Raw genomic sequence first — 13,026 nt, forward strand, 5'->3', positions numbered from 1 at the left:
CAAGGGGTTTACCGCTCCAGTCAGCCGCACTTTCCGTGGGACGATGAGACGAGTCATGCGGAAGATTCCCTTTCAAACGCATGTAGGGATTCATCACGGACGCATTTGCAATAATGGCCCGTCCAGCAGTGCCATAGGGAAGTTAGCTAACAGTTTCTCAACGCCTGCATTTTTATAAAAAAACGATGTCGATGAGGCTAGCTATTATCTAGGTCAATACATTCACCGAGAACTTCTTGACACATACCGGTTGCATCCGGGACTATCTTATCATGGCTCTAATATGATATAATATGTGTGTTGTAAGGTTTAAGGGGGTATTTTATGGAAAGAAAAGAAGCACTGGACTTATTACGGAAGTACAATAGGGAGCCATTTCATATTATGCATGGACTGACAGTCGAGGGCGTCATGCGTTGGTATGCTAATGAATCTGGATATGGAGATGCCGCAGACTATTGGGGTCTTGTTGGCTTGCTTCATGATGTGGATTTTGAAAAGTATCCGGAACAGCACTGTAAAAAAGCCCCGGAACTTTTGAAAGAAATTAATGCCAGCGATGAATTTATTCATTCTGTTGTTTGTCATGGCTATGGATTGTGTGTCGATATAGCGCCGGAACACGAAATGGAGAAAGTGTTGTTTGCAGCAGATGAATTAACCGGCTTAATTTGGGCAGCTGCCAAAATGAGACCGTCTCACAGTACGCAGGATATGGAAGTAAAAAGTCTGAAAAAGAAATTTAAGGATAAACGCTTTGCTGCCGGCTGCTCTAGAGATGTTATACAAAAAGGTGCTGAAATGCTTGGCTGGGAGCTTCCGGAATTGTTTGAAAAAACGATTTTGGCGATGCGTTCTTGTGAAGAGAGTGCACGTAAGGAATGTTTTGAATTGACAGGAGCACATGAGTGATTTTTAGGAGGGACAAGACTATGAAATGGAATAAGAAAGTAATGACAGCTGTTTTAGCGGCTATGATGACGTTGGGGACATTAGGAACTTCTTTTGCGGCCGGGTTGGGTACGATTGATATGTCTGCATTGCTGCAGAAGCATCCGCAGTTTCCGAAGGCTATGACGGAATGGCAGACAGATGTGACCAATACGCAGAAGGATTTCCAGGCGGAATTGAAGAAAACCAGTGATAAAAAGGCTCAGGAAGAGTTAGTTAAAAAATATAATGCTGATTTAAATAAAAAACGGATTGCACTGTTCAATCCATTAGAAAAAGATGTTTTGGAAAAGACCAAGCAGGTACAGAAGGAAAAGAGCTTGGATTATATTGTGTTGAAAGGCGCTGTCGTTATTGGTGAATCTCAGGATATTACCAATGATGTAGCTGCTAAATTGAAATAACGATATCTTTCGTAAACAGATATTGATGATCAAGAGCGGTTTTAGATTACAGGAATAGTCTAAAACCGCTCTTTTGTGATTTATAATATAGGCAGCCTTGAATTGCGAATAATTATTTGTTAATTACTAAAACAAATAATTGCTATTATTGTATGGAATTCATAAAAATTCCATACAAGGAAAATTTTGCAAAGTATGTCCCTTCCATTATCTTTTATTCAACATGCATATTCGCTATGATAAACATAACGAATTAACAACTAAATAAAAAGTGAAAAGGAGATTACGTGTATGGAGATTGTTGCAATTGTTCTAAGTTTATTTTTATTGGTAACCTTTGCGTATCGTGGTTTTTCTGTTATTTTGTTTGCCCCGATATTTGCGTTGTTTGCCGCTAGCTTTTCGGGACTTCCTATTTTACCGGGGTATACAGAATTATTTATGGCTAAGGCTGTCATGTATATCAAATCATTTTTTCCGGTATTTCTGTTAGGAGCTGTTTTTGGCAAGGTCATGGAAGAAACGGGTATGGCACGCAGTATTGCAATGGAAACTATCCGTATCATTGGTAAGGATAAGGCTATTTTTGCCGTTGTTTTTGCTTGCATGATTTTATGTTATGGTGGCATTTCGATGTTTGTATGTGCCTTTGCTGTGTATCCGTTTGCTGCGGCATTGTTTAAAGAAGCGGATATTCCTAAGCATTTGATCCCGGCCTGCTTTATTGCTGGTGTGTTCACGGCAACGATGGACTGCTATCCTGGTTCTCCACAGATTCAGAATATTATTCCGACGATTTATCTTGGCACAACGACCTTTGCAGCTCCAATTTTGGGTTTTATTTCGGGGACATTACTGGTTATCAGCAGTTTGGCTTATCTGGAATGGCGCCGCAAAATGTGTAAGAAAAAGGGTGAAGGATATGGCAATCATACATTAAATGAAACGATCATTGATCCGAATGCAACCCTTCCGCCATGGCAGATATCAATCATTCCGCTGCTTGTAGTATTGATTCTTAATTTTTACTTTTCCATGGTATTCCAGTGGAATGATTCTCTTCTTGAACCGTTCCGTGCATTAAACGTGCCGCTCCTGGCTAAAAGCGTGCATAATGTTATCGCTATTTGGGCGCTTCTTATTGGGTTGTTGGCAGCTGTTATTATTGCCTGTGCAACCGGCCATAAATTCATGTCCAAAAATACGACTGTTAAGGCTGCTCTTAATGCGGGGGCATTAGGATCCTTACTGGCTATTATGAATACGGCTTCTGAAGTCGGGTATGGCAATGTTATTTCTTCGCTGCCTGGTTTTATGGAAGTCGCCCATGCTCTTTTGGGTGTCGGACAGAGCATGCCATTATTTAATGCCGCTATTATGGTCAATATCCTTGCAGGTATTACCGGATCGGCTTCCGGCGGGTTAAGTATTGCGCTGGATATCTTTGGACAGCATTTTCTGCAGGCTACGGCGGCCCAGGGGATTCCCCCTGAAGTTCTTCACCGTGTCGTGGCAATGGCTTCCGGCGGGATGGATAGTCTGCCGCATAATGGTGCGGTTATTACAACGCTGGCAATTTGCGGTTTGACTCATCGTGAAGCATATAAAGATATGTTTGCTATTACCTTGTTGAAAGTTGTATTTGCTTTCTTTGCCGTATTCTTCTATATGGCTACAGGTATTTATTAAATTTTATTGAGTGACAGTGCATCTCCTCCCACAGGAAGTGCACTGTTTTTTGTTTGTGAAAGATATACAGGAGGAATGCCATCTTACGTTTGGCAGTAATCCGGCATTCCAGCTGGTCATAACCATATAAACGTTCTACCGCTTATTTTTTGCTGCGAAATAATCCACCGGAAATAATCAGTTTTTGAATTTCATTGGTACCTTCGTAGATTTGTGTGATTTTGGCATCGCGCATCATTCGTTCTACATGGTATTCTTTCATATAGCCGTTGCCGCCCAGCATTTGAACACACTCGGTGGTTACATTCATAGCTACATCCGTGCAGGTTAGTTTTGCAATTGCTGCTGCTGTTGTAAATGATTTGCCGGCTTCCTTGAGGCAGGCGGCCTTATACAATACTAGTTTTGCTTTTTCAATGTCCGCATATAGTTCGGCCATTTTAAAAGCCAAATACTGCTGCTTGTAAAGTGGTTTACCGAATTGTTCACGTTCCTGCAGATAATCGACAGCAATCTGGAACGCACCCTCAGCGATACCTAAGGCCTGTGCACCTACGCCGATACGGCCGCCGTCTAACGTCTGCATGGCCAATTTGAAGCCTTCGCCCGGTTTTGCGATCATGTGATCTGCTGACACGCGGACATTACTGAGAACCATTTCGGAAACTTGGGCTGCGCGAATTCCCATTTTGTTTTCTAACTTGCCGACATGAAAGCCTTCTGTGCCCTTTTTGACAACAAAGGCACACATACTTTTGGTACCGATAGCCGGGTCGGTAAGGGCATAAATGACGGTATAATCAGCGATTGGACCGTTGGTATTGAATATTTTAGTACCGTTCAGGATATAGTCGTTCCCATCTTTGACGGCTATCGTTTTTTGACCGGCAGCATCTGAACCGGCAGAGTGTTCTGTCAGTCCGAAGGAGCCGATGGCCTGACCGCTGGCAATGGGAGAAAGAAATCGTTTTTTCTGTTCATCCGTTGCTTTGGAATACATAATGCTGCCACCGTACAGGGAAGTATTGACCGAGAACCCGATGCCAAAAGAGGCATCTACCTTAGACACTTCTTCAACAGCTAAAATATAGGGAAGATAGCCAAGGCCGGTACCGCCGAATTCCTGGGGATAGCAAAGACCGTACATGCCCATATGCCCAAATTCTTTAAACGCTTCCAGGGGAAATTCCGATGTTTCATCCCGTTCAACGACTCCTGGAGCAAGACGTTTTGCTGTAAATTCACGTACCTGGTCAACGATCTGCTGCTGTTGTTCTGTCAATTCAAAATTCATAATGCAGTCACTCCTTAAAAAAATATATGTAATTAAATGATAAACCGATTGAGTAAAATACCTTCCAGAAATATTTCATACGGCGATTGGTCATCTTTATTGATGGTTTTTTGATTCAGGATGTTATCTGTAAAATCGTGAATTCGGATTTGATTATTTTTCTTTATAGATACGTTATTGTTCATCATGATACAGTCACTTCCTTTGTGTTATTTTACTGAAAACTTGTCAGCAAAAAATACTATCAAAAAATATTTCGTAATAAGAAATATTATGCTTGAATAATATCATATGAAGGATAAAAAGGTCAAGGAAATATACAAAATAGCATAGACAAACTATTCGTAATGCGAAAAGTATATACATAAAATAGGCAATATCGAAAATATTTTCGATATTGCCTATTTTATGTATATCCACTATCCCTTTTCTGTTTCTTCCAGATTGATATGCCCGATCCGGCTTAACAGTATCAGCAGCTCTTCGCGTTCATGCTGGGAAAAATTGTGAAGGACACTGTCATTTAACTCTTCGATTTTTTGCTGTACATCTTCTTTGATGGAAAGACCTTCATTTGTAGCTTTTACACGAATGCTGCGTCTATTATTGGGATCCAGCACACGGTCAATCAAGCCGCGTTTCTGCATCCTGTCTAAAACCCCGGAAATCGTTGAATTTTCCACACGGAGAATCTGAGCGATTTCTTTTGGCGTCAGCGTTTCGTCTTTCCAAAGACAGGCAAGAACTCCGTATTGTCCTGGTGTAATACCGAATTGAGCCAGACTTTCTGAAAAAATTAAAAATACTTCATGCTGGGCAATGGTAAGTAAAAAATTAATGCATTTTGTGTAATCCACGGCCAAGAACCCTTCCTTCTAAAATATTTCGCAATACAAACTAATATATAGTGTAACATATTTCGGATCATTTTGCCATATACATAAAGTGGAAATTTATAAAATAACTGGCAATGTCCTCAAAAAATAATACGAAGGCAGAGCTGCAAATAAAGGATCTTTTACAGAATCCTCATCAAAAATAGCAAAAAAATCAGCTTTAATTCCAGCTTGGCATAGAAGCTTATTGAGAGCGATGAATGTTCTTCCCGTACTGGCCACATCATCCAGCACCAGTACACGTTTTCCCTTCATCATAGCGGCCTGGTCCTGAGTCAGATACAGCTGGGAAGGTTTTAAAGCAATCAGAGATTGGCAGGGTCCCGAGCAATACGCGGTATCCGGATGATCATAAGCTTTTAAGGATTTACGGAGCATGACCAACTGGCAGCCGTTCATCAGAGCCAGCTGCGTTGCCAGCGTAACGCAGCGGCACTCCGGTGTTACGATAATATCGACAGCATTACTGATATTGTGATTCATATATCGATTGGCTTCGATGGCGACGTCGTGCATAAAGGATACACAATGAATAAAATCAACGATGGCGATACTGGTAGATACGGATATTTTTTTTATGGGTAAGTCATAGGAATGATGGTTAAAGCAGACTGTCCATACATTTGGATTCATAATTCCGAACCTCCTGATTTATGCAAGTGTAATAAATCGTTTATATTATTAGTATACTGTTTTTTTTTATAAATTTCCATGGTGCCTCATTAAAAATATGGCAATTCCTTGCTATATGACGTATAATTGAATCTATGAAATTATAGTTAGAGAATGATTATATGTTGAGTTGGGGAATGACATGAAACCGAAAATAATATTTGGATTTGAGTATACAAATAATGAATCTATAAAATTGCTTATGTATCTTTGTGTAGGCGGCTCGGCGGCATTGCTGGAATGGGGACTGTTTTATGTATTTTTTCAAGGATTGGGACAACTTCCTGTATTTGCTGTACAGACTCAGCTTGTTCTGATGGCGACGACGCTGGCTTTTGCCGCATCCACTTTGTATCATTACATTCTTTGTAACTGCTTTGTATTTGACAGCGGCAGCCGGTATCGCCGCGGTGCAGAAATATCGCTGATTTTCTTGGTCAGCAGTATTGGGTTGGGATGGAATTTACTTCTTATGTGGATATTTACCTCACCGGTCCTGATGGGGTTCAGTCCTATGATATCAAAAGTGATGGCTAGTGCGATCGTTACGGTGTGGAATTATGTGTCACGTAAAAAATGGATATTCAAATAAAAGATAGGGAGTGAGTGTATGAATAGAGATGCTAGAATAATGGAGCTATTGCGTCAAATGATAGCTATTGACAGTGAGACAGATACCAAAAAAGAAATAGATATGGAAAAATATCTGCAGAAGCTTTTATCGCAGATGGAGAATGTTATTTGCGGAATGATCCATATTCCTCATGATGCGCATGGCCGGTCGGTAGTCTATGGGTTTATCCCAGGACGTAAAAAAGATACAGTTATTTTTCTCAATCATCATGATGTCGTCGGCGTGGAGCCATATGGCATTATGCGCAATGAGGCATTTTCACCGCAGGAGCTCATGGAGGACTTACTCCTTTTTGAAAAGGATGAAGCGGTTCTTTCTGAATTAAAAAGCGGAAAATGGCTTGTGGGCCGCGGTTCATGTGATATGAAGGGCGGCGCTGCAGCGCAGCTCGCAGTATTTGAAGAATATGCTGCTCACGTCGGAGACGCGGGCCTTCTGTTTATTTCTCTTCCTGATGAGGAATCCTATTCTGCGGGTATGCGCATGGCAGTATCGGTATTAAAAGATTTGCGCGATACCTATGGATTATTATATCGTGTTCTCATCGATAGCGAGCCTAATCAAAAGAAAAATGGCCGTCTTGTAGCATATACCGGCTCGGTGGGAAAAGTACTGCCGGTTGTGGTGGTACAAGGAAAATCGGTCCACATTGGCAATTACCAGGAAGGAATCAATCCGATCGGCATCATGGCTCACATTATTGCTGAAACAGAAGGCGACTCGTCGTTGTCTGATATATGGGGAGAGGAAATAACGCCGCCGCCGGCATGGATTTATTTGCGGGATCGGAAAAAGAAATACGATGTATCTTTGCCGCACCGTATCGCAGCCTGTGCTAATTTTATGACATACGATAAGACTCCGGAGGATGTAATGTATCTTCTTATGGATGCGGCGCGCCATGCTGTGGCACAAATGCGGGAACGAGTGCCGTCGGCGCATCAGGTGGAGGTTATCAGCGGGGCGGAGCTTTTAAAAAGAGCGTCCTCTTATCCCGGATTTGACGTATTTTATGAAAGCGTAAAAAATAATAGCTTTGTGTCCTTGCAAAATGGAGAAAGCACGTATGCCCAGGAAACGATCCGGTTGCTGGAGGAGGTTCTTGACTTTACGGGAATGATGGAGCCGCTGGTTATTATTGCTTTTGCGCCGCCATATTATCCAGCGGCGGACAGCTTGTCTACTGCGGATTCACGCTTTGCCGGTCTGCTGACGGCAGTTGGTGAGATGACGGATATTTCGTATGGGCATTATTTCAACGGAGTTTCTGATTGCAGCTATTGTTGTGTTGACCCCGGTTTAAATGAATCTTTGCTAGAAGAAAATTTGCTCCTTTGGGGTAAGGCATATAGTTTTGATTTTTCGGCCATGGCTGAAATGCAAATTCCGTTTATTCTTCTGGGTCCGTGGGGTAAGGACCTGCATGAACGGACCGAACGGGTGAATATCGAAAGCGTGTCCCAAAAGCTGCCGGCAGTACTAGATAAAATTATTTCTTATATAGGAGAGACGGCCAAGTAAAAACCAAATCATTACAATATGTAATAATAAAAAGACAAGATAATAAAAAAAACATTTTGTGATAAATATGCGGCTTTATAGGGTATATTGTGCTATAATAAAACATAATACCAATAAATAGGCATTATAAATTAAAATGGAAAGATGGGATGTAACGATGAAAAAGAAAATACTCGTTTTAGCGGCTGCTGTAGCAGCCTGTGCTACGTCCTTTGCCTTTGCAACACCGTAGACACAGTGGGAAAAAGGACAGTGGCAGGTCGATCTTGGAGCATGGAATCCCAAGGCCGATGTGGATGAAGGAAATTTTGTAGGTGGGTCAGGAGATAGCAGCACCGACTCTAAGTGGAATTTCCAGGGCGGTTTGTCATATGGCTTGACAGATAAATGGGCCGTACAGTATAGCTATTATGGTTTAAAAACAGATGCTGATGGGGAAAAGGCTACTGATGGGAATGAAAACGAAGTCAATCTCGTATATTCTCTCAATAAGAATTTTGCCGTCTATGGAGGCTGGAACCGTATTCAGAATAAGCTTCCCAATTATGATGACTATTCACAAACAAACAATATTGCACAAATTGGTGTTATTGCCAAGGCCCCGCTGGCTAATAAACTCGATGTGTATGCTAAGGGCGCTCTTGGCACGAAAAGCACGTCTATTTGGGAAGCCGGTTTAGGATATACTGTGACTCCTGATCTTGATATTAATGCAGGCTACAGGTATGTCAATACGAAATTGGCAGATAAGGGCGATTTAGATGGACTGAAGGATGATGCCAATATTACGTATAAGGGATTTATTGCAGGGCTTTCTTACCGTTTTGGCGGCGGTCATAAAGAAGTTTCTGCTCCAGAACCAGTATATACGCCGGAACCCGCTCCGACACCTGTTGTAACACCGGCGCCGGTTCAGAAAAAAGATTATTATCGTGAAAGCATACATTTCGGATTTGATGAAGATCATCCGCTGGCGGCTGAACAGGCTAAACTGGATCATTTTGTGCAGGTTGCTAAGGAAAATCCGCAGGATACCTTTAAGCTGGTTGGGAATACGGATGCTAAGGGATCACATGAATACAACGATGCTCTTTCTCAGCGGCGTGTGGATAATGTGGCTGGTTACGCAGAAAATCAAGGCGTGCCGGCATCTCAGATGCAGCTGGACTATAAAGGGAAAACAGATCCGGTCAGCACAAACGATACGGATCAGGGCCGTGCGGACAATCGCCGCGTAGATATCTGGCAAAATAAATAAGTTTTCGTATGGTTTGCTTGTCAATTTTTATGTGTTGTAAATTGACGCAGACAAGAAAAAAATGTATAATTACACTATGCGATGACGCAAGCTTGCGTCATCGCGTTTTTTTTATTGAATAGAGAATAAATTAGACAAAGAAGATCAGGGGGGATCAGGTGTGGGGGTATTGCATTGGATACATAAACGGAAAGGTTTGATTTTAGGACTGACACTGATACTGGGAGCCGCTGTACTGAGCGGATGTGGCAATGGCGCAAGTAATAAAAAGGATACGCTGACAATTGGGATGACGAATGCGCCGGAATCCTTCAATCCGTTATTTAATCCGGGGACGGCAGGGCAATTTACCGCTCGTTTTATGTACGACACGTTATTGGGGATGCCGGAGCCAAATAAATTTACGCCCCATTTAGCAGATAGCTTTGAAACTCAGGATAATCAAATATTTACTATTAAGCTGAATCCGAAAGCGAAATGGACTGACGGACGGTCTGTGACGGCAGACGATGTTGTTTTTACGCTGAATATAATTGCCAACCCTAAAGTAGAGACTTCCAAGGGGCGCTATATTATGATGCTGGAGGGGTTGAATAATGTAGGTAAACTGGAACAGGGAACGGAGATTCCCGGATTGAGGGCAATTGATGAACATACAGTCGTACTGCGGACTAAGCGTCCTGTTGACCCTAATTATATCAAGAGCTTATTGGGACTGGAAGTATATATTATTCCCAAGCATATATTTGAAAAAATAGATCCGGCTAATATTTCCCAGTCGGAGGCAGCAATGAAGCCTGCTGTCACCAGCGGCGCGTATACCTTTGTTGATTATAAAACTAATGATCATGTGGAATTTGCTGCGAATCCGGAGTATTATAAGGGAGCGCCAAAATTAAAAAAAATATTTATACGAATTATGAATGGTACGAATCTGGTAACGGAACTAAAGTCGGGAAATGTACAAATGGCAGCTTCCGGTGGAATTGGTACCGTTCCCATCAAGGATTTGGATATATTAAAGAAGGATCCTAATCTGCAGGTCAGAACTGCACCGCAGTTTGGCGGACAATATCTGGAAATTAATAACAGCAATCCGGCTTTTAATACACAGTTCCGCCGTGCTGTTACGATGGCAATTAACCGGAAACGTATTGTTGACGATTTGTATAAAGGCGCGGCTCATATCGTACCTACTATTTATTCAGTTGCCAGTCCGGCGTATGATAAAAGTGTAGATCCTCTCCCCTATGATCCGGAAAAAGCTAAACAGGAATTATTGGCATCCGGGTTTGATGTATCAAAAGAAATTACGTTGCAGGTTCCGATTGGCAATGTATTGCGTGAACAATCGGCTGATTTGATCCAGCAGGATTTGCAGGCTATTGGATTGACTGTCAAACAAGAAAAGCTTGATTTCCCGACAATTTTAGCTAATGGCCGCAAGGGAAATTATGAAATGATGCTTTTTGGATATTCATTGACGGTAGACCCTGATTATAGTGCTTATTTTATACCCGGCAGCGGCAATAATATCAGTCATACAGATGATGACGCATTGACAGGAATGCTAAAACAAGCTGCGTCACTGCCGTCAACAGAGCAGAGGAATGTTGTGTATAGCGAAATTCAAAAATACATGAGAGATAATCAGTTTGTCACATCACTATATGTTCCTGATGATATCCATGTACAAAGTAAAAATCTTAAAGGTGGGATTAGCGATTTTTGGGAAGGTTCGTTAGATGCTATTCAAGATTGGCATTTTGAATAGCCGATAAAGTATCAGCCCTCTTTATGGGAATGGGGATAAGGAGGGCTTTTGCCTAAGCGGTTTTTATGCTTAACATAACAGAATAAAAGTTGAAAAAACAGGCTACAGGGATCAAAATATGGAATAGAAGGTGTAGTTTATATGTTAAGAGTACAAGAACATTACGAATATTTACATACGATTCCGGAAGCGGGATTACAGGAATACAAGACAGCCGCCTATGTAGCGGATCAATTAGAGCAGGCCGGCTTCTCAGTACAGCGTGGTGTTAACGGCTCTACCGGTGTCGTTGGCGTGTATGACAGTGGTCTGCCCGGACCGGTATTGGGAATTAGGGCAGACATGGATGCCCTGACGCACCATATTCAAGGAAAAACAGTGCAGCGACACACTTGCGGCCATGATGGACATTGCGCGATGCTGCTGGCTGCTGCTGAAGCATCTTTGCAAAAGCGATTGGTACATAAGGGCAAACTAAAGATCATATTTCAACCAGCTGAAGAATTAGGCATAGGAGCCAAACTGATGGTTGAAGGCGGCGTCGTGGATGATGTAAACATTTTGTTGGGAATGCATGTTCGTCCAATTCAAGAGTGCCGTAAGGGAGAAGTAATTCAAGCCATGCTTTATTCGGCATCGGCCAAAATCACTGCAGTCATACATGGTATGCAGGCGCATGGAGCCCGGCCTCATTTAGGGATTAATGCCATTGATGGGGCCGTAGCGGCTGTCAGTGCAGTGAATGCGATACATATGGATCCATCTGTATCGTTTAGTGCTAAATGTACCCGATTTCTTGCGGATTCCGGTGTGACAAATGCGATTCCCGGTGAAGCGGCAATTGTTTTTGATATCAGGGCCCAATATAATGAGATTATGAAAGAGCTGCGGGGAAAAATGATACAGGCTATTCAAGCTGGTGCCGCTACGGTTGGAGCAACTGCGGATATTGATATATCGGAAGGCTGCCCGGCAGCTGAACTGGATCCGGATATCACAAAACGGCTGGGCTGTATTATTACTGACACGTTGGGAGAGAAAGCTTGTAAACCGCCGATGACAACACCTGGCGGAGAAGATTTTTTCTGGTATGTCATTAAAAGGCCTCGGATCAAAGCTGGTTTTACTGGTTTGGGGGTAGATGCGCAGCCGGGACTTCATCATCCCGATATGCATTTCGACGTGCCGTCTTTGGAAAATGGGGTTCGTATTCATATGGCGTCTATTGTTGAATTTCTTCAGTAAAATGAAGAATCCAGAAAATGCAGGTATATGCGAATGCAGCGTGTTACGTATAGTTTATGTAAAAATTCTTGAAGCTTTGTGTTTATCAAAGCCTGCAAATAAAAAGTCAGGCATAATTGAAGAACCGTATTGTCTGGAATTTATACATGACAAAAAAGCTGCCGCATAGCGTCAGTTTAGAAAATATGTTCTTTTTAATGGGGATTATTCAATAGATAGATTTTTCAAAGCCAGGAGCTTTTTGAATTAATACTTTCATTATGACAGCCGTTCATATGGACGGTAAGTTCCAGGAGAAAAATGCCAGACCCATGCTTCATCCATTTTGCAATTTAGGTAATGAGGTAGACGAGGAACGGCAGCGAACCGCTTTACGTATCTATAAATCTATTGTAATAAGAGAAAAAAGAAAGTTATTACTGCTTTCATTTATAAAAAGAGAAAAAACGTGGAGAGAAACAACGGCAAAACGCTTGATAAATTTTCATTTTTACGCTATAATTACATAGCTAACTTAAAGAGAGTACTGGTGTGTGGTAACCCATTGGGGCTTGTGCAATGGGAACCTGTGAACCTCGTCAGGTCCGAAAGGAAGCAGCGATAAATAGATCTTTCCATGTGCCACGAGGAAACCTGATGGGTTATCATTCACGAGTACTTTTCGGTTGGTAAAAGCAGCGGTTAGCTG

11 protein-coding genes, 1 other RNA gene and 1 pseudogene are annotated in these 13,026 nt (G+C 42.1%); 9 read left to right on the top strand and 4 right to left on the bottom strand.

The features are described from left to right. Positions 1 to 324 precede the first annotated feature (324 nt). From AB840_RS01370 to AB840_RS01380, 3 genes are all read left to right on the top strand, one after another. Positions 325 to 912 (top strand): hydrolase, encoded by a 588-nt coding sequence (locus tag AB840_RS01370; RefSeq protein WP_048513038.1) that lies wholly within the window; start codon positions 325 to 327, stop codon positions 910 to 912. 20 nt (positions 913 to 932) lie between these two features. Beyond that, a complete protein-coding gene (locus AB840_RS01375; RefSeq protein ID WP_048513039.1) occupies positions 933 to 1,355 on the top strand; it encodes an OmpH/Skp family outer membrane protein in 423 nt (140 codons plus the stop codon). A 291-nt stretch (positions 1,356 to 1,646) separates the two neighbouring features. Continuing rightward, positions 1,647 to 3,044 (top strand): GntP family permease, encoded by a 1,398-nt coding sequence (locus tag AB840_RS01380; RefSeq protein ID WP_048513040.1) that lies wholly within the window; start codon positions 1,647 to 1,649, stop codon positions 3,042 to 3,044. Positions 3,045 to 3,186: 142 nt separating this feature from the next. On the opposite strand, the gene AB840_RS01385 is transcribed toward AB840_RS01380, so the two are convergent. The 4 genes from AB840_RS01385 to AB840_RS01400 form a co-directional block, all read right to left on the bottom strand. Beyond that, positions 3,187 to 4,338, bottom strand: a complete 1,152-nt coding sequence (locus AB840_RS01385; protein WP_048513041.1) for an acyl-CoA dehydrogenase family protein — start codon at positions 4,336 to 4,338, stop codon at positions 3,187 to 3,189. Positions 4,339 to 4,370: 32 nt separating this feature from the next. Continuing rightward, positions 4,371 to 4,526: a hypothetical protein gene (locus tag AB840_RS17020; protein WP_159445791.1), complete on the bottom strand. Its 156-nt coding sequence runs from the start codon at positions 4,524 to 4,526 to the stop codon at positions 4,371 to 4,373. Positions 4,527 to 4,757: 231 nt separating this feature from the next. Beyond that, positions 4,758 to 5,195: a MarR family winged helix-turn-helix transcriptional regulator gene (locus AB840_RS01395; protein ID WP_048513126.1), complete on the bottom strand. Its 438-nt coding sequence runs from the start codon at positions 5,193 to 5,195 to the stop codon at positions 4,758 to 4,760. A gap of 96 nt (positions 5,196 to 5,291) precedes the next feature. After that, positions 5,292 to 5,867 carry a phosphoribosyltransferase family protein gene (locus tag AB840_RS01400; protein WP_048513043.1) on the bottom strand — a complete coding sequence of 192 codons (576 nt, stop codon included), beginning with the start codon at positions 5,865 to 5,867 and terminating at the stop codon, positions 5,292 to 5,294. A 181-nt stretch (positions 5,868 to 6,048) separates the two neighbouring features. On the opposite strand from AB840_RS01400, the gene AB840_RS01405 reads away from it, so the two are divergent. The 6 genes and pseudogenes from AB840_RS01405 (at position 6,049) to ffs (ending at position 12,980) form a co-directional block, all read left to right on the top strand. Next, positions 6,049 to 6,498: a GtrA family protein gene (locus tag AB840_RS01405; protein ID WP_048513044.1), complete on the top strand. Its 450-nt coding sequence runs from the start codon at positions 6,049 to 6,051 to the stop codon at positions 6,496 to 6,498. An 18-nt stretch (positions 6,499 to 6,516) separates the two neighbouring features. Next, positions 6,517 to 8,061 carry a M20/M25/M40 family metallo-hydrolase gene (locus tag AB840_RS01410; RefSeq protein WP_048513045.1) on the top strand — a complete coding sequence of 515 codons (1,545 nt, stop codon included), beginning with the start codon at positions 6,517 to 6,519 and terminating at the stop codon, positions 8,059 to 8,061. A gap of 157 nt (positions 8,062 to 8,218) precedes the next feature. After that, positions 8,219 to 9,319, top strand: a pseudogene (locus AB840_RS01415) (OmpA family protein). Between the two features lie 160 nt (positions 9,320 to 9,479). Beyond that, a complete protein-coding gene (locus AB840_RS01420; protein WP_048513046.1) occupies positions 9,480 to 11,093 on the top strand; it encodes an ABC transporter substrate-binding protein in 1,614 nt (537 codons plus the stop codon). A 141-nt stretch (positions 11,094 to 11,234) separates the two neighbouring features. Next, on the top strand, positions 11,235 to 12,338 hold the full coding sequence (locus AB840_RS01425; RefSeq protein ID WP_048513047.1) for an amidohydrolase: 1,104 nt from the start codon (positions 11,235 to 11,237) through the stop codon (positions 12,336 to 12,338). A gap of 542 nt (positions 12,339 to 12,880) precedes the next feature. Then, positions 12,881 to 12,980, top strand: an RNA gene (gene ffs, locus AB840_RS15935) — signal recognition particle sRNA small type. Positions 12,981 to 13,026 lie beyond the last annotated feature (46 nt).

The sequence above is a fragment of the Megasphaera cerevisiae DSM 20462 genome (assembly GCF_001045675.1).
Taxonomy (GTDB): Bacteria; Bacillota; Negativicutes; order Veillonellales; family Megasphaeraceae; genus Megasphaera; species Megasphaera cerevisiae.